A 17532-nucleotide genomic window follows, 5' to 3' on the forward strand; every position below is an offset into this window, starting at 1 on the left:
ATATTATGCTTGAAGTCAAAGTGACACGCATGCTTTGGAGACTCTATGCTTAAGTGGAGAGGGCAAGTCTTCCTATTATACCCCGTTTAACAAATCGCCTTTAGAGGGGTAAAGCGGTAGAGAATTTGTTAGATGTTTAATGCTTTTCAACCCCGGCTTGGTTAGTTGAGTAAAAAATAATAAGCTTTTTAGTTGTGTTCATTGCCTGCGTTTGTCGAGCTGGAGAGCCTTTCGCTGAAGGTTACTCAGAATTGGACAACGAATTCCTTGCATGCCTTTGCAGTCAAAGCGATTTGCCACGCCACGAAGAAAAATTCTTGCTGATTTTTGGACAGCTTCTTGGACAACGCAAGTTCGCAGCTGGTCTGTACGGCGCAAATCCGTTTGACACGCAGGAACTGTTTGAGGGCAGTCGATTGAAGCCGTTTGAGGAGTACCTGGCACTCTCGGAAACTGACTTTCAACGGAGAGGGAGGGATTCGAACCCTCGACAAGAGTTGCCTCCTGTAACTCCTTAGCAGGGAGCCGCCTTCAACCACTCGGCCACCTCTCCAGCGGCCTACATACCCTACCAATACCCACCTCTAGTGCTTTGTTTTAGTTGTCTGGGTTTGGTGTCAAATCACCAGTCTGGGTAGTCGATGTTTGAAGCTGCAGAGCACCTCCCATGGAATTGATCCACTGAGATCACTCCATTGTTGTGGTGTAATACAGGCTTCACCGTCCTTGCCTAGGAGGGTCACGATGCTTCCCACCTCTAGGTCGGGATGATTTGTGGCATCCAGCACGAGTTGATCCATGGTGATGGCGCCAACCTGGGGGAGAAGCTGACCATCGGCTATTGCAGAGATTTGGCCTGATAGTGATCGGCTAACCCCGTCGGCATAGCCGATTCCTACGACGGCTAGGCGACTGGGGCGTCGTGTGGTGAAGCGATGGCCGTAACTCACTCCCACACCTGCAGGCACATCCCTGATCAATGTCACCCTTGCTTTGACGCTGAGAGCTGGCTGAAGGTCTACTTTTCCTTGTAGTTGGAGGTTGGGGCTGTGGCCATACAGAGCAAGACCAACGCGCACCATGTCGTAGTGGAGTCCGCGATCGCGAAGGGTGCCGGCGGAGTTGGCAAGGTGCCGCGTAAATCCATTGTGTTGCTCTGGCAGCGTTCTTAGCACCGTCTCAAAGTGTTGCTGCTGCTGATCCGTCACCATTGCGGCTTTCCCTTGGAGATCCCCATCTGCCAGGGCTAAATGGCTATAGATACCCTTTAATTCCAGTTGATTGAGGTGGCCTATCGCCTCCACCAGCATGGGAGCCTCCTTTAGCTCGCAGCCGAGGCGGGTCATCCCAGTATCGATTTTGAGCTGAATCCTGAATTGCCGGCCGCTGCCATCTGCAAGGTTTTGGCAGAGCAGAGCCTCTCGCATACTGCTGAGGGTGGGCATGAGTTGCCAATGAAGGCAAGCTTTCAGGTCTTCGCTATGGGTGAGATTGCCTAGCACGAGCACTGGGGCATTGTGGCCGGCTTGACGAAGCTCAATCCCTTCTTGGAGGGTTGCTACTCCAAGGCTTTTTGCTCCTCCTTGCAAGGCGGCTCGGGCTACGGTTAAAGCGCCATGGCCATAGCCATCAGCTTTCACCACGGCCATCAGGGCACAACTTTTACAAAGGTGTCTCCGAAGGCTGCGGCAATTGGCTTCCACAGCTGCGGGATTAACTTCCACCCAGGCGCGCTGACGTGGATCGGCTTTTGCCATCTGCTCAGGGTTTTTGCCCCTAGGCAGATCACCGTGTGGGGCGATCAGGTCTCGCATGCTGGCAGGGTAAACAAGGGAATGACCTCACCCTTGGAGTGTCGGTAGCATGGCGCTTAATAAGGGGGCTGGCATGAGCCAGGTTCTCGTACTCAACGCGTCCTATGAACCTCTGAACATCACCACCTGGCGTCGCGCCCTGGTGATGATGTTCAAGGGCAAGGCTGAGAGCCTGGAACAGGATTCTTCACGCATGGTTCGCGAGGACACCATGCTCCCTACGGTGATTCGGTTGCGGCATTTTGTTCGGGTGCCTTTTCGGCAATTGCCCCTGACGCGTCGAAATGTGTTTTTTCGCGATGGTCATTGTTGCCAATACTGTGGTTACCAAGGAGAGAAACTCTCCATAGATCATGTGATCCCTCGCAGCCGTGGCGGTAGCGATACCTGGGAAAACGTCACCACGGCTTGCTTGATTTGCAATGTTCGCAAGGGCAGCCGTACTCCTCAGGAGGCTGAAATGCCTCTGCATCGGTTGCCGCGGCGACCACTCAGCAGTCTCAGTTTTGAGGCGACTCGACAGATTCACTCGGGCCGACACAGCGAGTGGGAAAAGTATGTAATCGGCTGGGGCTCTGGTGATACCAGCCTCAATGTCAGTCTTCCTCCTGATGACTGAGTTCTTCCAGTTGATGGCGTTGCTCTTCGGCAATGCAGGCGCCGATCAGCTCTTCCAGCTGGCCAGTCAGCACTGGCTCGAGGGAGAAATTGCGTCCTAATCGGTGGTCAGTGGTGCGATTGTCTTTGTAGTTGTAGGTGCGGATCTTTTCGCTGCGGTCGCCAGTTCCCACTTGGGCTCTTCTCGTTGAGCTTTCACGCGCGTTGGCTTCTGCAATTTGTCTTTCCAGCAACTTCGCTCTCAGGATTTCCATGGCACGTTCTCGATTCTGCAGTTGGGAGCGTTGCTGGGTGCAGAACACCCTGATACCGGTGGGCTTGTGGAGCAGGTCCACTGCCGTTTCAACCTTGTTGACATTTTGTCCGCCAGCCCCGCCTGAGCGAGCAGTGCTGATTTCTAGTTCGCTGGGATCGATCTGCACTTCCACTGCATCAGCTTCTGGCATCACAGCCACTGTTGCTGTGGAGGTGTGCACTCGACCTTGGGATTCTGTAGCAGGAACTCGTTGAACTCGATGCACGCCTGCTTCGAATTTCAGTTGGCTGAAGACGGCATCGCCTTTGATTGAGAGGATGAGCTCACGGAATCCCCCCAAATCGGCCTCTGTTGCACTCAACGGTTGGACTGACCAGCCAATCCGTTGACCGTAGCGCTCATACATGCGGGCTAAATCACCTGCCCATAGGCAGGCTTCGTTTCCGCCTGCACCGGCGCGGATCTCCAGCATGACGCTGCGTTGATCACGAGGATCACTTGGGAGTAGGGCCAGGGTGAGGCGTCTCACCAAGACTGTCTTGCGTGCCTCTAGTTGTTGCAACTCTTCCTGGGCTAAAGACTCCATGGCGTCATCACCCCTACTTTCTCGCAGTAGCTGCTTGGTCTCTTGCCATTCCTGCTCCACATGCTGGAGTGCTTCAAAATCGAGTACGAGGGGTTCCAGTCGTGCTCTTTCTCGCGCAATACTTTCAAGAAGTTTGGGATCAGCTGCCACATCGGGATCAGCTAGCTGGCGCTCCAGGCTTTGAAAACTGGTCTTGGCTGTTTCCAGCCGAGTGATGAGGGTTGAAGAGTCCATACCCATCAACAGCGGATGTTATTGGCACCCGGCGAAGTCTTTGAGGACAACAGCTCAGTCTTCTTTAGAGGTGTTGTCCTTGTTGTTATTTTTGGCGTCTGGTTTTTTTTCATCCGCAGCAGCATCGGCACTGCCCATGCCGTACTTGCGCATGAAGCGATCCACGCGTCCTTCAGTATCAAGAATTTTCTGGGTACCGGTAAAGAAGGGGTGATTACCACTCCATACATCAACGTGGAGTTCTGGTTGGGTGGACCCGGTGGTCATCACCACCTCTCCATTGCAGATCACCTTTGCGTCGGGATACCAGTTGGGATGAATATCAGGTTTAGGCATATCAGGATCAGGAGATGGCAGTCCGGGAAAAGTAGGAGGGGTGAAGGATCAGCGCTTGGAGAACTGAGGAGCTTTGCGAGCTTTCTTGAGGCCGTACTTGCGACGTTCCTTGGCGCGGGGGTCTCTGCTGAGATGGCCTTCAGTTTTGAGCGGTTTACGGTTGTCTGCTGATAACTCACACAGTGCTCGTGCCGCACCCTGTTTGATGGCGTCGGCTTGGCCGGTGAGTCCACCACCGTGAACGTTGACGAGGACGTCGTATTGCTCGTTTAGACCAAGGGTTTGCAGGGGTGCTTTCACTGCCGCGAGATAAGCGGGATTGAAGTTCAGATAGTGGTCACCGGGGCGTCCATTGATGGTGATGGTGCCAGTGCCAGGGACAAGGCGAACGCGGGCAACTGAGGTCTTGCGGCGGCCAGTGCCCCAGTAGACAACGCTGTTATTGGAACTGCTCATTGCGATGAAGCGGCGGGATTGAGCTGAAGGGTTTGGGGTCTCTGGGCGGAATGGGGATGTTCCGGGCCGCGGTAGACCTTGAGTTTGCGGAACAACTGTCTGCCAAGGGCGTTGTGTGGAAGCATCCCTTTAATGGCTTTTTCGACGATGCGTTCAGGTAGACGATCCTGCAACGCTTGGAAGGTTTCAACCTTCATCCCTCCTGGACGACCAGAGTGACGGCGGTAGAGCTTTTGATTTGCCTTGTTGCCGCTGACTCTAATTTTGTCCGCATTGACCACCACAACAAAGTCACCTGTATCCAGGTGAGGGGTGAAGCTTGGCTTGTTCTTGCCGCGCAGCACGGAGGCCACCTCAGTAGCAAGTCTGCCGAGTGTCTGATTCTCTGCATCCACCAGAAACCACTGGCGTTCGATCGAATCAATTGAGGGAACGGAGGTCTTGTTCATCACGCCGGCATGCCGGTTCGGAGATGCACTATCGCAAGGGATAGTGCTGGGCAGGGAGCATCAGGCACATTTAGGACTGAGCCTGATCAAGCTCGATCTTTAACTTTAGCCTTTAATGGGAGCAAATCCAAAAAGATCACTGATGGAATGGTTCGCGAAGCCCTTGTGTTTGCCTTAGGGGTGAGGCGTTGTAGTGGGAGTTCAGCTTGACTCCGGTGCAGATGGAGGATCCAAAGGAGGATCATTTGCTCCGAGGGAATAGCGCGGTTGGCAGTCATACCAAGCGCCTTTAGAGAAAATGTCTTCTTCGTATCCTGCACGCAGGAGGCAAAGACCCTGAGCTGGTGCCGCTTCTTTAACTTCTTGACGGCGTTTCTCCTTCCAGCGCCGCTCAAAGGTCTGAAGATTAAGTCGGTGTTCGCCTAAGGCCACCAATTGGCCCATCAACAGCCGCACCATGCCATAGAGGAAGCCGCTGGCTTGGATCTCAATCATTATTAAATCTCCCTGCCGCTCAATCTTTGCTTCCTGAATTGTGGTGCGGGCATGGGCTCGTCGACTACCAGTTCGTTGAAAAGCGCTGAAGTCTTGCAACCCAAGGAGCCCCTCTAGAGCCATTTGCATCATGGTTTCATCAAGACGAACGTGGTAGCGGTGCCAGCTCCAGGGGGTGAGGAACAGATTGGGTCGCCGACCGTTGTAGATCGTGTAGCGATATCTTCGGTATATGGCTGAATGACATGCATGCCAGGAGGCTGGGCGTGCTACTGCTTCCCGCACACGAATCGTGCTAGGTAGTCGTCCGTTTAGAGCAGGTGCCCAGCGTTCCGCTGGGATGGGGCCACAGCAGTCGAAGTGCACAACTTGGCCCGCAGCATGGACGCCAGCATCTGTGCGACCTGCTGCAACGGCTTGAATAGGCCTCTGAGGATCAAGCTGGGAGATTGCATCTTCAAGCACTTGTTGAACGCTCACCGCTTGTGGTTGACGCTGCCAACCGCAAAAGTTTGAGCCTTCATATTGCACGCTGAGGCCAATACGTCGAACTGGCGTACTTTTTGGCAGTTCGACTTTGGAGTTAGGGAACATTGCTGATCAGTCCAGCATGTTGTCACTGTTCCCAGGCTTTAGACCAACTCTATGATTGCCATCTCAGCATTGTCGCCGCGGCGAGGCACCGTACGGATGATGCGTGTATAGCCCCCTTGACGATCGCCATAACGGTCTTGGGCCTTGTCGAAAAGCGCATGAACCAGTTGCTTGTCGTAGATGTATCCGATGGCGCGGCGTCTTGATGCCAGGCTTCCGTTCTTTGCAAGAGTGATCATTCGTTCAGCTTCGTCCCGAAGGGCCTTGGCTCTGGCTTTTGTTGTTGTGACACGGCCTTCACGGATGAGTTGAGTGGTCAGACCGCGAAGCATGGCTTTGCGTTGATCAGTTGGGCGCCCAAGCTTTGGGACTCGACATTGGTGACGCATGGTTCTCGGTGGTGCGCTGGGGCGGGAATGGAAAAACTGCTAGGCGCTGGTGCGGCTTTGTGGAATAGAGATGCCGATGCGCTCTAGGGCTTCGATGACCTCGTCTGCAGACTTGGAACCGAAGTTCTTGATCTCAAGCAGGTCCTCATAGCTGAAGCCCATCAGGTCAGACACTGAGTTCACCTGGGCTCGCTTGAGGCAGTTGTAAGCCCTTACAGAGAGGTTGAGCTCTTCAAGGGGGATCTGTGATTCAGCGGAAGGCTCGGGTTCCAGGCCAGGTTCTTCCACCATGGTTACGGTGGCAAGGGGCTGAAAGAGTTCGATCAGTAGGTTGGCTGCCTCTGCAAGGGCATCATCTGGTGTAGTTGAACCATCGGTGACAATTTCTATGCGCAGCCTCTCGCGGGTAGAGCCTCCTTCTGCGACGGCGGTCTCGTCGATGGTGAAGTTCACCCGACGAACAGGCATGAACACAGCATCGATCTGCAGGAGATCAATGGCGCTGATATCTTCGTTGTGGCGATCAACAGGCCGGTAACCGATCCCTCGCTCAACATGCACTTCTAACTCAAGGCTGTGACCCTCATGCACAGTGGCAATTTGCCGGTCTCCATCCACCACATGGACTTGCGAGGAGAATTGCAGGTCTTTAGCTTTGACCTGGGCGGGGCCGGTAACCACAAGTCGTCCGATCTCTAGTTCACTCGTTCGACTGTTTACCGACAGCTGTTTGCAGTTCAACAGGATGTCGAGCACATCCTCTCGGACTCCTGGGATGGTCGCGTACTCGTGGTTGACACCTGCAATGCGCACGGCGGTGATGGCGCTGCCCTCAAGGCCCCCCATCAGCACCCTGCGGAGGGAATTCCCAAGCGTGGTGGCTTGCCCGCGTTCGAGCGGTCCAATGAGGAAGACGCCTGTCTGGGCGCGATCATCGGCAACTTGATGCTCGATCCGGTCGATCTGGTATTGCAGCACGGTCTGAAGCGGGGAGAGAGGGCAGGAGCTAGGGAGTGAAACGCGGTTCAGACGCGCCGGCGTTTGGGCCGACGGCAACCGTTGTGGGGGAGTGGGGTGACGTCTCTAATAAGAGTGATTTCGAGGCCTGCCACCTGCAGGGCGCGGATGGCAGTTTCACGGCCGGAGCCGGGTCCACGAACCAGTACCTCGATCTGACGCATGCCCTGTTCGAGTGCCCTACGGGCTGCAGCTTCAGCTGCAGTTTGAGCAGCGAAGGGGGTGCCCTTACGAGCACCCTTGAAGCCACTGGCTCCAGCAGATGACCAGGCGATAACTTCCCCAGCTGTATCGGTGATTGAGACGATCGTGTTGTTGAAGGTGCTTTGAATATGTGCAACGCCATTGGGGACGTTGCGCTTGGTCTTTTTGGAACCTGTTTTTTTGGTGGGTTTGGCCATGGGCTGGGGCCTGGTAGATACGGTTTGGGGAGGGTCTGCCTTGGCAGCTCAAAGAGATGTTGCTTATTTTTTCTTGCCAGCCACGGTTTTGCGTGCACCGCGACGGGTACGGGCATTGGTTCTGGTGCGTTGACCGCGAACGGGGAGGCTCATGCGGTGTCGACGTCCCCGAAGGCAACCGATATCTTGCAGTCGCTTGAGGGCCATTCCCTCTTGGCGTCGAAGGTCTCCTTCAATCGTGAAGGCTTCTAAGGCCGTACGCAGTTTCTGTACATCTCCATCTTCCAGATCTTTGACTCGGATGTCAGGATTGACGCCAGATTTGGTCAGGATGGTTTTGGCTCGGGCTAGACCAATTCCATAGATGTAAGTGAGTGCAACTTCAACCCGCTTGTCACGGGGTATGTCTACGCCAGCAATCCGTGCCACTTAGCAGTTAATCGAGGGGGATAGGGGTCGCCGATGGTGGCGAGAAAGGTTGGTGGTGATTGAACGGCCCAATTCAGTGCCGTTCAATCACCAATGAGGAACAGGGGGTTATCCCTGACGCTGCTTGTGCTTAGGGTTGGAGCAGATCACCATGACCCTGCCATGGCGGCGGATCACCCGGCATTTCTCACACATTTTCTTGACCGAGGCACGCACCTTCATGGAGTGTGGCTCTCCAAATTTCCAAACGGCAACCCTACCATGCAGGTCAACATAGGGATTTCTCGATGCTGATAGCGATTGATTCGATACTGCCGTGGGCTTCCACCGTTTGCAGCAGTCCTTGTTGGCGGTAATGGTCGATAAGGGGGGCTGTTTTTTCGCGGTAGACCTCAAGGCGATTACGAATCACGCTTTCGTTGTCATCACTGCGGCCTCGGGAAATTAACCGTTCAATTAAGACTGCATCGTTGAGTTCCAGTAGTACAACAGCCTCAATTGGTTGCTTGAGTTCCTCAAGTAAGGGTTCGAGTGCTGTGGCTTGGATCAAGGTGCGTGGAAAACCATCCAAGAGCCAACCACCATGTTGCTTCTTGAGTTGATTTTCGACGATGGCGAGCACCAGCTCATCGCTGACCAGCTCGCCTCGGTTCATAACAGCAGCAGCCTCCTGACCAAGGGGTGTTTTGGCGCCGACCTCAGTACGCAGTAAATCACCAGTAGATAGGTGCATTAATTCATGTGCTGCGCAGAGACGTTCAGCCTGGGTCCCTTTGCCTGCCCCAGGGGGCCCTAGGAATAGGAGACGTTGCTTCATGGATGGCAAAAAAGGGCTTGCAGACGAAGTGGGGAATCGTTCATTGGCGGACAAGGCCTTCGTAGCGTTGAGAAATTACATAGGTCTGAACTTGTTTGGCGGTGTCGATGGCAACACCTACAAGGATCAGCAGTGACGTAGCTCCGAGGCCTTGAAAGGTCTGAACGTTGGTGGCGCGTTCCACCGCGGCGGGAATGATTGCAACTGCACCGAGGAACAATCCGCCCAGCAGGGTCAGTCGGTTCTGAACCCCGGATAGGTAGTTCGCTGTAGCACTGCCTGGCCTCACTCCTGGGATGGCCACGCCTCCCCGTTTGAGGTTTGTGGCGATGTCTATTGGATTGATGGTGAGTGAGGCGTAAAAGTAAGAAAAGCCGACAATCAGCGCGAAAAACACCAAGGCATAGGGCCATGGATTAGCGGCACTTGGGTTAAGAGTGCTTGCAGCCCTGATGAGTAAAGGGTTTTTGGTGAAGTTTGCAATGGTGATTGGTAGAAAGATCAGTGCAGAAGCAAAGATGATTGGCATCACACCACCAGCATTCAGCTTCAGAGGTAGATAGCTCTGGCGGTTTGGTAGCAAATTGGTTCCACCTATTTGTCGTTTTGCGCTCACAATCGGCAGACGGCGTGATCCTTCCTGCACGAAGATGATCCCAACGATTGTCATTAGGAAAACCATCACGAGCACAATGATGCCGACCACATCGCCGCGATCGCCGGTTTGTGCTTTTTCAATCGTTGAAGCCAGTGCTTTTGGCAGGGTGGCAACGATGTTCAGGAAGATCACAAGGGAGGCCCCTTGACCAATCCCTCGGTCAGTGATGATTTCGCTCATCCACATCACGATCATCGAGCCTGTTACTAATGCCAGGGCTGTCTGCACGACAAAGACGACCTCACTGAGCCCTTCAACGGCGTACTGGCGGAGGATGAGGGCAAAAATCACACTTTGAACTAGACCCCAGCCAAGAGCTACATAGCGCGTGATCTGTGCGATCTTGCGGCGACCAGCCTCGCCTTCGTTTTTTTGCAGGTCCTCGAGTTGGGGTAAGGCTGCTGTGAGTAACTGGAGAATGATCGAGGCGTTGATGAATGGGAGGATCCCAAGAGCGAAAATCCCCAGGGTGGAGATGCCTCCACCGGTGAAAATATCTAGAAAGCCGATCAGTTGTCCGCCCTGTTGCAGGAAGCTCTGAAAGGCCACCCGATCAATACCTGGCATTGGGATGTAGATGCCGAGGCGAATAAAAAGCAGTAATCCCAGGGTGGTCAGCACTCTGCCGCGCAGCTCTGGGTTGCGCACCAATTGGCTGATGACTTCAGCGGCACTGGGGTTGCGACCCCGACTGACGAGCATTGAGAGAAGGGATTGGGTGGGTTTGAAGCAATAGAGCAGTCCGTTGACTGAGGACTTGTCGGACTGCTCAGACCATAGACATGAAGGTGTATTGACTTGGCATCGTTTCAGTCAAGGATTTCGCATGTGCCGCCAGCGGCTTCGATCTTGCTGCGGGCTGTAGCTGTGAATGCAGCGGCCTGAATGGTCAACTTGACTTTGAGTTCTCCATTGCCAAGTACCTTTAAAGGGTATTTGGGACTAGTGACAACACCACTTTTGACAAGCGTGTCGAGATTAATGGTGCTACCCGCCTTGAGCTCATTGAGGGCCGCTACGTTCACCACAGTGAACTCTTTTGAGTTCACTGTGGTGAAGTGTTTGAGTTTGGGTACGCGCCTATAGAGAGGCATCTGGCCGCCTTCGAAGCCCGGGCGGGTAGGGCGACCAGATCGGGACTTTTGGCCACGCATGCCGAAACCACAACTTGCTCCTTGGCCAGCGGCAATACCGCGACCTTTACGCATTTTGCGGCGCCTTGCACCTACGTTGGCTTTGAGAGAGTCGAGTCGAAGAGAAGTCATAGGGGAATCAGGAGTAGATCTGCTCGAGGGAGATCCCCCGTTCCTTTGCGGTCTCCTTATGGGTACGGAGACTTGCCAGAGCCACCATGGCAGCTCGGGCATTGTTTAGAGGGGTTTTGCTGCCGAGACGCTTGGCTAGAACGTTTTTGATTCCGGCTAGTTCCAGAACTGTGCGAATTGAACCGCCTGCGATGACCCCTGTTCCTGGGGCAGCGGGGCGGATTAGCACGTTGGCAGCACCTTCTCGTCCGTTGGAAATGGTGGGGATGGAGTTGTGGCGAGTGAGAGGAACCTTGACCAGGTGCTTCTTGCCATCAGCGACACCCTTGCGAACAGCACCGATCACATCGCCGGCTTTACCGACTCCAACACCCACTTGGCCACGCTCGTTGCCGACAACCACAATGGCCCGGAAACTCATCTTTTTCCCACCTTTTACGGTTTTGGAGACGCGGCGAATCTGAACGACTCGTTCTTGCCATTCGGAATCACGCTCTTGGCCTCGGCGGTCGCCACGGCGTCCGCCACCTCTGCGCTCACGCCCCCCGCCACGGCGCTGCTGTTGCTGTTGTTCTTGTTGTTGACCTTCCGCAGCTGCGGGGACGTCATTTGGGGTGGTCTGGGTGTTGGGTTGGGTCATGGTGAGAGCAGGGATCAGAACTGAAGGCCCGCCTCACGGGCGGCGTCGGCGAGGGATTTCACTCGGCCGTGGTACAGGTTGCCGCCGCGATCGAAGACCACCTGTTGGATGCCCTTGGCGAGGGCGCGTTTTGCGACTAAGTCCCCGACGGCATTGGAGGCGTCACAGCTGCTGCCATCGGCTTTAAGGCTGGTGCGTAAGTCCTTGTCGAGAGTCGAGGCGGCGCAAAGGGTGTTTTGGGCCTCGTCATCAATAACCTGGGCATAAATGTGGTTGTTGGAGCGGAATACAGCCAGGCGCGGACGCTGGGCGGTGCCCTTGAGATGCCGCCGCAGGCGCCGATGGCGCTTTTGGGTCTGCTGCTTTCGGGAGAGGTTAGACATGGTGGGTAATGCGGAGGGAAGTCAGGCAGACCTCTATTTCTTGCCGGATTTGCCGGCTTTGCGCAGGATCCGTTCGCCCTCGTATCTGATCCCCTTGCCCTTGTAGGGCTCAGGAGGACGAATGGCTCGGATCTTTGCAGCTTCGTTGCCCACCAGCTCCTTGTCTGCACCTGAGACGGTGACGTTGGTGTTGTTCTCTACTGCAAAGGTGACTCCTTCGGGTGGGTCCATTTCTACCGGATGGCTGAAACCTGCACTCACGACAAGCTTTTTGCCTTTCACTTGTGCACGTGAGCCCACGCCGATGAGTTGTAGTTTGCGCGTGTAGCCCTTGCTCACCCCTTCAACCATGTTGGCGACAAGCGAGCGACAGAGACCGTGACGCTCACGCGACTTACGTTTCTGACTAGTGGGTGTAACCACAATTGTGTTCTCCACCTGACTGACGCTGACGCCTTCTGGAAGGGTGCGGTTCAGTTCTCCCTTGGGGCCCTTGACGCTGACTGCAAGACCATCAAGGGTTACAGCCACCTTGTCGGGGATGGGGATGGGATTCTTACCGATACGAGACATGGTTCAGGTTCCGGGTCAGTACACGTAACAGAGCACTTCTCCGCCAACGCCCTGTTTGCGGGCATCGCGGTCGCTCATCACGCCTTTGGAAGTAGAGATGATTGCCATCCCAAGGCCACCAAGGACCTTAGGTAGGGCACGGGTGTTCTTGTAAATGCGCAGGCCTGGCTTGCTCACCCGCTGCATTGAGCGGATGGTGGGATGGCGGTGTTTGCCGCTGTACTTCAATTCGAGGACTAGATGGGTGAGTACACCTTCACCTTCTTCACTGATTTCAGAAATGAAGCCCTCTTGCTGTAGGACTTTGGCAATACTGCGTGACATGCGGGAGGCAGGAACGCGGGTGGTTTGGTGACGTTTTTCACTCGCATTGCGGATGCGTGTGAGCATGTCTGAGATTGGATCGTGGTTGGCCATAGTTCAGTCGTCTCCGAAGAGGGCTTAGTTGCTGCGGAACGGCATTCCCATCTCTCGGAGGAGGGATTGGCCCTCTTCATCCGTACGGGCGCTGGTCACGATGGTGATGTCCATACCCCTGATGGCATCGATCTTGTCGAAGGAAATCTCAGGGAAGATGAGTTGCTCCCTCACTCCAAGGGTGTAGTTTCCACGGCCGTCAAAACTCTTTGGGCTGACACCGCGGAAGTCCCTGATTCTGGGCAGTGCAAGATTGATCAGGCGCTCAAGGAAGGCATACATCCGCTCTCCGCGGAGTGTGACGGCGCAACCTATAGGCATTCCCTGCCTGATTTTGAAGCCAGCGATGGCCTTCTTGGCCCTAGTCACGACAACTTTCTGGCCAGTAATAGAAGCCAGTTCAGTAATGGAGGCCTCCAAGGACTTTGCGTTTTGGGCGGCCTCACCGAGCCCTCGGTTGACGGTGATTTTTAGCACCTTGGGGACTTCGTGAATATTCGAGAGGCTTAGGTCCTTCAGCAGTTTTGGCTGAATGGTCTCCCGGTAGCGCTGTTTGAGTGACATGGCTTGGTGGAAGGGTTCTTCTGGACGTGGTCAGAAGATCGGGGATTGGGAAGAAAGGGAAGTTGGTGGGCTGGAAATTGTGATTTAGATGGCCCAGGGTTCTGTGGTTTGAGTTGTGATTAGTCGATCAACTCTCCGGTTTTTTTGAGGCGGCGTTTTTTGCTGCCGTCTTTTTCGACAACCAGCTCCACACGACTGGCGATCTTTTTTTTATTGGAATAGAGCATCACGTTGGAGGCGTGTACGGACGCTTCCTCTGAGACAATCCTGCCGCTTTCTCCCTCTTGGGTGGGTTTGACGTGACGGGTGCGAATGTTGACGCCCTGCACAATCACGCGGTTCTCTATGGGCAGAGTGCGTAACACTTCGCCAGTTTTTCCTTTGTCCTTGCCTGTGATGACTTGGACGGTGTCCCCTTTATGGATGCGCATCTTGATGCGCTGAGTGGTTTTTTGTTTGGGGGTTGCGATAGGCATTTCAGATCACCTCCGGAGCGAGGGATACGATTTTGGTGAAGTTGCGCTCGCGAAGTTCCCGAGCCACCGGTCCAAAAACACGAGTGCCTCTAGGGTTTTTGTCCTCGTTAATGAGCACTGCGGCGTTGTCGTCGAAACGAATCGAGTTGCCAGTATCTCGGCGCAGGGTTGCTTTTGTGCGCACCACCACAGCTTTGACGACCTCGGATTTCTTGACGCTCATATTTGGCATCGCGTCTTTGACGGCTGCCACGATGACGTCGCCTACATGGGCATAGCGACGGTTTGAGCCCAGCACACGGATGCATTGGATTCGCTTGGCGCCACTGTTATCGGCAACAGTGAGGAAGGATTCTTGCTGAATCATGTGGAGACCTCTTGAGCTTTGGGACTGTGGCTGAGGACTTCAGCAACCGTCCAACGCTTTGATCGGCTGAGAGGGCGTGTCTCAGTGATTCGCACGCGATCACCGACACGGCAGGTGTTGCCAGCGTCGTGGGCTTTATATCGGGTGGTTCGGCTGACCGTCTTTTGATAGATGGGATGGGGGAAGCGGTTTTCCACCGCTACCACTACTGTTTTGTCCATCTTGTCGCTGACGACGGTGCCGAGCCTTTCCTTGAGTGCCATGGGTTCTAAGGGGAAAATCAGGAGGAGGCGGCGGAGCGGCTGCGCTCTTTCTGCACCGTCAAGAGCTGGGCCAGCTTGATGCGGGCCTCTTTGAAGCGGTGCGTATTACTCAGCTGCCGGGTGGCTTGCTGAAAGCGGAGATCGAAAAGCTCTCGGCGGATGCCATCGATCTGCTCTGTGATGTCGGCGTCGGTGAGTTTGCGCACCTCGGCGGCTTTGGGATGGGCCATGGGTCAGGACTCCGCGGTGATGGCGGGCACACTGGCAGGGTTGTCGCTACCAGCAACCTTCTCTTGGTCGTCCAGGCCGATGAACTTTGTTTTGATGGGTAGTTTGTACTGGGCAAGGCGCATGGCTTCCCTAGCAATGTCTTCGGTGATCTCTGCACCGCCCATTTCGAACAGAATCCGACCTGGCTTAATGACGGCAACCCAAAATTCAGGGTTGCCCTTGCCAGAGCCCATGCGTGTTTCAGCGGGACGCATTGTGACTGGCTTGTCTGGGAAGATCCGGATCCAGATCTTCCCACCCCGTTTGACGTAGCGGGTCATGGCTCGGCGGCTGGCCTCGATTTGGCGTGAGGTAATCCAGCCACATTCCTGGGCTTGCAAGGCAAACTCTCCAAAGGCAATGGTGTTGCCCCTGGTTGCGACGCCGCGCATACGGCCTCGTTGCTGTTTGCGGAATTTGACGCGTTTTGGACTCAGCATGGTTCAGGCCTCCTCATCAACCCTCGTTTGAGCGATCTTCGAATTGTTGGGGTCGACGATTTCCCCTGCGCCGTGGGCTTGCACCCACAGGCATTGACTGGGCCTCGTCTCCCAGTACTTCGCCTTTGAAGATCCAGACCTTGATGCCTAGTACTCCGTAGGTAGTGCTAGCTACTTTTGTGGCGTAGTCGATCTCGGCACGAAGGGTGTGTAGAGGCACACGGCCTTCCCGGGTCCATTCGGTGCGAGCGATTTCGGCGCCGTTGAGCCGACCACCAACCTGGATTTTTAAGCCCAGTACACCCGCTCGCTGGGCCCGTTGTACGGCCATGCGGATGGTGCGGCGGAAGGCGACTCGCTTCTCGAGCTGCTGGGCGATGTACTCGGCCAGCAGGAAGGCATCGGCATCGACTCTCTCGACTTCGACGACGTTGATCCGAACCTGTCGGCTGTGATCACCGATGGTTTTTTGGATGCCGGTTCGCAGCTCTTCGATGCCACTGCCCTGGCGGCCAACAAGCACACCTGGTCGTGCAGTCTTCAGTTCCACTTCGAGTTGGTCGGCCTTGCGGGCAATCAACACATCGCTGATGCCTGCTGCGCCGTACTTCTTATGGATGAATCGACGGATCCTGTCGTCCTCCTGAAGGAGGATTGGGTACATCTTGCTGGTGGCGTACCAGCGGGATCGGTGCTCCTGGGTGATCCCCAGGCGTAAGCCGGTTGGATGGATTTTGTTTCCCATCGGTCGGTGTCCTCGGGGGTCAGGAGTCGGTCTGGGCTGCCACAGCAATGCTGATGTGGCAGGTTTGCTTCTTGATCGCGAAAGCGCGACCTTGAGCTCGGGGCCGATAGCGCTTCATGGATGGACCCATGTCGGCGCTGGCTTGGGCAATCACCAGCGATGCTGGATCAAGACCCAGGTTGTGCTCTGCATTGGCCACAGCTGACCTCAGAACTTTTGTGATCGGGCCAGTGGAGCGGTAGGGCATGAACTCGAGCATGATCAGCGCGTCGCGATAGGTGCGACCGCGGATTTGATCGAGCACCCGCCGTACTTTTGATACGGAGCCGCGGATGAAGCGGCCGTGGGCCTTGGCGATAGTTGTCGTCGTGGGGGATGAGGTCGTCATGGTCTCAGCGGCCTCCTTTTTTGTCTTTGATGTGGCCTTTGAAGGTGCGGGTGGGAGCAAATTCACCCAGCTTGTGTCCAACCATCTGCTCGGTGATGAACACCGGCACATGGCTCCTGCCGTTGTGAACGGCAATGGTATGGCCGATCATCATCGGCAGGATGGTGGAGGCTCGAGACCAGGTTTTGATCACCGACTTGTCATCGTCAGCATTTTGCTTTTCCAGCTTGCGAAGCAGGCTGTCAGCAATGAAGGGGCCTTTTTTTAATGAACGTCCCATGGCGGGTTAAGCGAACGGCAGAACAGTGATTGACATCAGGAATCGCGTCCTCCTCGGCTTCGTTTGGAGGTGCGGCGACGTTTCCGAAGAACGAACCGATTGCTGGGCTTGTTCCGCTTACGCGTCTTGAGACCCAGGGCAGGCTTGCCCCAGGGTGTCACCGGGCCTGAACGGCCGATCGGTGCACGTCCTTCGCCACCACCATGAGGGTGGTCACAGGGGTTCATCACACTGCCGCGAACTTGGGGGCGTCGCCCTAGCCAACGGCGACGCCCAGCCTTGCCCAGGCTGGTGTTGCGAACTTCCGAGTTGCCTACTTCGCCGAGAGTGGCGTAGCACTCATTGCGCACAAGGCGGACCTCAGTGGAGGGCAGCTTGAGAGCGACGTAGTCACCCTCCTTGGCCATGACTTGTGCACTTGAGCCGGCCGTACGCGCCATCTGGCCACCCCGGCCGGCATAAAGCTCAACGTTGTGGACGCTGGAGCCAAGAGGGATGGCTGAGAGTGGCAAGGCATTGCCTGCCTCGATCGGTGATTCCGGGCCTGAAATCAGCTGCTGACCAATGGTGATGCCGGCCGGAGCAAGGATGTAGCGCTTCTCGCCATCAGTGTAGAAAAGCAGTGCTAGGCGGGCCTTGCGATGGGGGTCGTAATGGATCGCCGCCACTTTGGCAGGAATGCCGTGCTTATTGCGACGGAAATCGACGATGCGGTAAAGGCGTTTGTGCCCGCCACCGCGATGGCGGCAGGTGATCACACCTCTGTTGTTGCGACCCTTGCGGCGATGTTTGGCCACCACAAGCGAACGCTCGGGTTTACGGCCGGTGACCTCATTGAAGTCTGTGACCACCCTGGTGCGTGTTCCTGGGGTGTAAGGGCGGAAGGTACGGATTGCCATGATGTGTTCAGAC

At 55.4% G+C, this 17532-nt stretch carries 29 protein-coding genes and 1 tRNA gene; 1 reads left to right on the forward strand and 29 read right to left on the reverse strand.

Going from position 1 to position 17532, the window contains the following annotated elements:
* Positions 1-464 precede the first annotated feature (464 nt).
* Together SIB68_RS11385 and alr are read right to left on the reverse strand one after the other, a co-directional pair.
* Positions 465-553: transfer RNA gene (locus SIB68_RS11385), tRNA-Ser, on the reverse strand.
* Positions 554-617: 64 nt separating this feature from the next.
* Positions 618-1814: an alanine racemase gene (gene alr / locus SIB68_RS11390; protein WP_063400824.1), complete on the reverse strand. Its 1197-nt coding sequence runs from the start codon at positions 1812-1814 to the stop codon at positions 618-620.
* Between the two features lie 73 nt (positions 1815-1887).
* On the opposite strand from alr, the gene SIB68_RS11395 reads away from it, so the two are divergent.
* Positions 1888-2433: an HNH endonuclease gene (locus SIB68_RS11395; protein WP_011131129.1), complete on the forward strand. Its 546-nt coding sequence runs from the start codon at positions 1888-1890 to the stop codon at positions 2431-2433.
* Here SIB68_RS11395 and prfA read toward each other — a convergent pair.
* The 27 genes from prfA to rplB all read right to left on the reverse strand — a co-directional run bounded on the left by prfA (position 2411) and on the right by rplB (position 17519).
* Complete coding sequence (gene prfA / locus SIB68_RS11400) at positions 2411-3508, reverse strand: peptide chain release factor 1 (RefSeq protein WP_011131128.1); 1098 nt, start codon at positions 3506-3508, stop codon at positions 2411-2413. The genes SIB68_RS11395 and prfA overlap by 23 nt on opposite strands.
* A 54-nt stretch (positions 3509-3562) precedes the next feature.
* The gene (gene rpmE / locus SIB68_RS11405) at positions 3563-3844 is read right to left on the reverse strand and encodes a 50S ribosomal protein L31 (protein ID WP_011131127.1); all 282 of its coding nucleotides are present in this window, start codon (positions 3842-3844) and stop codon (positions 3563-3565) included.
* Positions 3845-3892: 48 nt separating this feature from the next.
* The gene (gene rpsI, locus SIB68_RS11410; protein ID WP_011826929.1) at positions 3893-4300 is read right to left on the reverse strand and encodes a 30S ribosomal protein S9; all 408 of its coding nucleotides are present in this window, start codon (positions 4298-4300) and stop codon (positions 3893-3895) included.
* The gene (gene rplM / locus SIB68_RS11415; protein WP_011131125.1) at positions 4297-4749 is read right to left on the reverse strand and encodes a 50S ribosomal protein L13; all 453 of its coding nucleotides are present in this window, start codon (positions 4747-4749) and stop codon (positions 4297-4299) included. Before rplM ends, rpsI begins: the two co-directional genes overlap by 4 nt.
* 201 nt (positions 4750-4950) lie before the next feature.
* A complete protein-coding gene (gene truA / locus SIB68_RS11420) occupies positions 4951-5838 on the reverse strand; it encodes a tRNA pseudouridine(38-40) synthase TruA (RefSeq protein WP_063400822.1) in 888 nt (295 codons plus the stop codon).
* Between the two features lie 38 nt (positions 5839-5876).
* Entirely contained in the window at positions 5877-6227 is a 351-nt protein-coding gene (gene rplQ / locus SIB68_RS11425; RefSeq protein WP_011131123.1) for a 50S ribosomal protein L17, read from the reverse strand.
* Positions 6228-6266: 39 nt separating this feature from the next.
* Complete coding sequence (locus SIB68_RS11430) at positions 6267-7205, reverse strand: DNA-directed RNA polymerase subunit alpha (RefSeq protein ID WP_063400821.1); 939 nt, start codon at positions 7203-7205, stop codon at positions 6267-6269.
* A 47-nt stretch (positions 7206-7252) separates the two neighbouring features.
* Entirely contained in the window at positions 7253-7645 is a 393-nt protein-coding gene (gene rpsK / locus SIB68_RS11435) for a 30S ribosomal protein S11 (protein ID WP_011826926.1), read from the reverse strand.
* A 63-nt stretch (positions 7646-7708) separates the two neighbouring features.
* On the reverse strand, positions 7709-8074 hold the full coding sequence (rpsM, locus tag SIB68_RS11440; RefSeq protein WP_063400820.1) for a 30S ribosomal protein S13: 366 nt from the start codon (positions 8072-8074) through the stop codon (positions 7709-7711).
* 108 nt (positions 8075-8182) lie between these two features.
* On the reverse strand, positions 8183-8296 hold the full coding sequence (gene rpmJ / locus SIB68_RS11445; RefSeq protein ID WP_011826924.1) for a 50S ribosomal protein L36: 114 nt from the start codon (positions 8294-8296) through the stop codon (positions 8183-8185).
* A 46-nt stretch (positions 8297-8342) separates the two neighbouring features.
* Positions 8343-8891, reverse strand: coding sequence for an adenylate kinase (locus SIB68_RS11450; protein WP_063400819.1), 549 nt, complete (start codon positions 8889-8891; stop codon positions 8343-8345).
* A 40-nt stretch (positions 8892-8931) separates the two neighbouring features.
* Positions 8932-10251 (reverse strand): preprotein translocase subunit SecY, encoded by a 1320-nt coding sequence (gene secY / locus SIB68_RS11455; RefSeq protein ID WP_063400818.1) that lies wholly within the window; start codon positions 10249-10251, stop codon positions 8932-8934.
* 107 nt (positions 10252-10358) lie between these two features.
* Positions 10359-10814 carry a 50S ribosomal protein L15 gene (rplO, locus tag SIB68_RS11460; RefSeq protein ID WP_063400817.1) on the reverse strand — a complete coding sequence of 152 codons (456 nt, stop codon included), beginning with the start codon at positions 10812-10814 and terminating at the stop codon, positions 10359-10361.
* A gap of 7 nt (positions 10815-10821) precedes the next feature.
* On the reverse strand, positions 10822-11454 hold the full coding sequence (gene rpsE / locus SIB68_RS11465) for a 30S ribosomal protein S5 (protein WP_063400816.1): 633 nt from the start codon (positions 11452-11454) through the stop codon (positions 10822-10824).
* Between the two features lie 14 nt (positions 11455-11468).
* The gene (gene rplR / locus SIB68_RS11470; protein ID WP_011131114.1) at positions 11469-11837 is read right to left on the reverse strand and encodes a 50S ribosomal protein L18; all 369 of its coding nucleotides are present in this window, start codon (positions 11835-11837) and stop codon (positions 11469-11471) included.
* A gap of 33 nt (positions 11838-11870) precedes the next feature.
* Positions 11871-12410 carry a 50S ribosomal protein L6 gene (rplF, locus tag SIB68_RS11475; protein ID WP_063400815.1) on the reverse strand — a complete coding sequence of 180 codons (540 nt, stop codon included), beginning with the start codon at positions 12408-12410 and terminating at the stop codon, positions 11871-11873.
* Between the two features lie 15 nt (positions 12411-12425).
* Positions 12426-12827 (reverse strand): 30S ribosomal protein S8, encoded by a 402-nt coding sequence (rpsH, locus tag SIB68_RS11480; protein ID WP_011826917.1) that lies wholly within the window; start codon positions 12825-12827, stop codon positions 12426-12428.
* Between the two features lie 24 nt (positions 12828-12851).
* Complete coding sequence (gene rplE, locus SIB68_RS11485) at positions 12852-13391, reverse strand: 50S ribosomal protein L5 (RefSeq protein ID WP_063400814.1); 540 nt, start codon at positions 13389-13391, stop codon at positions 12852-12854.
* A 119-nt stretch (positions 13392-13510) separates the two neighbouring features.
* Positions 13511-13867 carry a 50S ribosomal protein L24 gene (gene rplX / locus SIB68_RS11490; RefSeq protein WP_063400813.1) on the reverse strand — a complete coding sequence of 119 codons (357 nt, stop codon included), beginning with the start codon at positions 13865-13867 and terminating at the stop codon, positions 13511-13513.
* A gap of 1 nt (position 13868) precedes the next feature.
* Positions 13869-14234: a 50S ribosomal protein L14 gene (rplN, locus tag SIB68_RS11495; RefSeq protein ID WP_011131109.1), complete on the reverse strand. Its 366-nt coding sequence runs from the start codon at positions 14232-14234 to the stop codon at positions 13869-13871.
* Positions 14231-14497 (reverse strand): 30S ribosomal protein S17, encoded by a 267-nt coding sequence (gene rpsQ / locus SIB68_RS11500; protein ID WP_011131108.1) that lies wholly within the window; start codon positions 14495-14497, stop codon positions 14231-14233. The genes rplN and rpsQ overlap by 4 nt, the downstream gene beginning before the upstream one ends.
* A 17-nt stretch (positions 14498-14514) precedes the next feature.
* Entirely contained in the window at positions 14515-14727 is a 213-nt protein-coding gene (gene rpmC / locus SIB68_RS11505; protein ID WP_011131107.1) for a 50S ribosomal protein L29, read from the reverse strand.
* Positions 14728-14730: 3 nt separating this feature from the next.
* The gene (gene rplP, locus SIB68_RS11510) at positions 14731-15207 is read right to left on the reverse strand and encodes a 50S ribosomal protein L16 (RefSeq protein ID WP_063400812.1); all 477 of its coding nucleotides are present in this window, start codon (positions 15205-15207) and stop codon (positions 14731-14733) included.
* Between the two features lie 16 nt (positions 15208-15223).
* A complete protein-coding gene (gene rpsC / locus SIB68_RS11515) occupies positions 15224-15952 on the reverse strand; it encodes a 30S ribosomal protein S3 (protein ID WP_063396913.1) in 729 nt (242 codons plus the stop codon).
* Positions 15953-15971: 19 nt separating this feature from the next.
* On the reverse strand, positions 15972-16340 hold the full coding sequence (gene rplV, locus SIB68_RS11520; protein WP_011131104.1) for a 50S ribosomal protein L22: 369 nt from the start codon (positions 16338-16340) through the stop codon (positions 15972-15974).
* A gap of 4 nt (positions 16341-16344) precedes the next feature.
* Positions 16345-16620 carry a 30S ribosomal protein S19 gene (gene rpsS / locus SIB68_RS11525; protein WP_011131103.1) on the reverse strand — a complete coding sequence of 92 codons (276 nt, stop codon included), beginning with the start codon at positions 16618-16620 and terminating at the stop codon, positions 16345-16347.
* Between the two features lie 35 nt (positions 16621-16655).
* Positions 16656-17519: a 50S ribosomal protein L2 gene (rplB, locus tag SIB68_RS11530; protein ID WP_063400811.1), complete on the reverse strand. Its 864-nt coding sequence runs from the start codon at positions 17517-17519 to the stop codon at positions 16656-16658.
* Positions 17520-17532: the final 13 nt, after the last annotated feature.

The organism is Prochlorococcus sp. MIT 1323, from assembly GCF_047304905.1.
Lineage (GTDB): Bacteria > Cyanobacteriota > Cyanobacteriia > PCC-6307 > Cyanobiaceae > Prochlorococcus > Prochlorococcus marinus_D.

Bases quoted from the DNA above. Each gene is read 5' to 3' on its own strand.
- alr (WP_063400824.1), bottom strand. From the start codon at position 1,814: ATGCGAGACCTGATCGCCCCACACGGTGATCTGCCTAGGGGCAAAAAC.
- SIB68_RS11395 (WP_011131129.1), top strand. From the start codon at position 1,888: ATGAGCCAGGTTCTCGTACTCAACGCGTCCTATGAACCTCTGAACATC.
- prfA (WP_011131128.1), bottom strand. From the start codon at position 3,508: ATGGACTCTTCAACCCTCATCACTCGGCTGGAAACAGCCAAGACCAGT.
- rpmE (WP_011131127.1), bottom strand. From the start codon at position 3,844: ATGCCTAAACCTGATATTCATCCCAACTGGTATCCCGACGCAAAGGTG.
- rpsI (WP_011826929.1), bottom strand. From the start codon at position 4,300: ATGAGCAGTTCCAATAACAGCGTTGTCTACTGGGGCACTGGCCGCCGC.
- rplM (WP_011131125.1), bottom strand. From the start codon at position 4,749: ATGAACAAGACCTCCGTTCCCTCAATTGATTCGATCGAACGCCAGTGG.
- truA (WP_063400822.1), bottom strand. From the start codon at position 5,838: ATGTTCCCTAACTCCAAAGTCGAACTGCCAAAAAGTACGCCAGTTCGA.
- rplQ (WP_011131123.1), bottom strand. From the start codon at position 6,227: ATGCGTCACCAATGTCGAGTCCCAAAGCTTGGGCGCCCAACTGATCAA.
- rpsK (WP_011826926.1), bottom strand. From the start codon at position 7,645: ATGGCCAAACCCACCAAAAAAACAGGTTCCAAAAAGACCAAGCGCAAC.
- rpmJ (WP_011826924.1), bottom strand. From the start codon at position 8,296: ATGAAGGTGCGTGCCTCGGTCAAGAAAATGTGTGAGAAATGCCGGGTG.
- SIB68_RS11450 (WP_063400819.1), bottom strand. From the start codon at position 8,891: ATGAAGCAACGTCTCCTATTCCTAGGGCCCCCTGGGGCAGGCAAAGGG.
- secY (WP_063400818.1), bottom strand. From the start codon at position 10,251: ATGCTCGTCAGTCGGGGTCGCAACCCCAGTGCCGCTGAAGTCATCAGC.
- rplO (WP_063400817.1), bottom strand. From the start codon at position 10,814: ATGACTTCTCTTCGACTCGACTCTCTCAAAGCCAACGTAGGTGCAAGG.
- rpsE (WP_063400816.1), bottom strand. From the start codon at position 11,454: ATGACCCAACCCAACACCCAGACCACCCCAAATGACGTCCCCGCAGCT.
- rplR (WP_011131114.1), bottom strand. From the start codon at position 11,837: ATGTCTAACCTCTCCCGAAAGCAGCAGACCCAAAAGCGCCATCGGCGC.
- rplF (WP_063400815.1), bottom strand. From the start codon at position 12,410: ATGTCTCGTATCGGTAAGAATCCCATCCCCATCCCCGACAAGGTGGCT.
- rpsH (WP_011826917.1), bottom strand. From the start codon at position 12,827: ATGGCCAACCACGATCCAATCTCAGACATGCTCACACGCATCCGCAAT.
- rplE (WP_063400814.1), bottom strand. From the start codon at position 13,391: ATGTCACTCAAACAGCGCTACCGGGAGACCATTCAGCCAAAACTGCTG.
- rplX (WP_063400813.1), bottom strand. From the start codon at position 13,867: ATGCCTATCGCAACCCCCAAACAAAAAACCACTCAGCGCATCAAGATG.
- rplN (WP_011131109.1), bottom strand. From the start codon at position 14,234: ATGATTCAGCAAGAATCCTTCCTCACTGTTGCCGATAACAGTGGCGCC.
- rpsQ (WP_011131108.1), bottom strand. From the start codon at position 14,497: ATGGCACTCAAGGAAAGGCTCGGCACCGTCGTCAGCGACAAGATGGAC.
- rpmC (WP_011131107.1), bottom strand. From the start codon at position 14,727: ATGGCCCATCCCAAAGCCGCCGAGGTGCGCAAACTCACCGACGCCGAC.
- rplP (WP_063400812.1), bottom strand. From the start codon at position 15,207: ATGCTGAGTCCAAAACGCGTCAAATTCCGCAAACAGCAACGAGGCCGT.
- rpsC (WP_063396913.1), bottom strand. From the start codon at position 15,952: ATGGGAAACAAAATCCATCCAACCGGCTTACGCCTGGGGATCACCCAG.
- rplV (WP_011131104.1), bottom strand. From the start codon at position 16,340: ATGACGACCTCATCCCCCACGACGACAACTATCGCCAAGGCCCACGGC.
- rpsS (WP_011131103.1), bottom strand. From the start codon at position 16,620: ATGGGACGTTCATTAAAAAAAGGCCCCTTCATTGCTGACAGCCTGCTT.
- rplB (WP_063400811.1), bottom strand. From the start codon at position 17,519: ATGGCAATCCGTACCTTCCGCCCTTACACCCCAGGAACACGCACCAGG.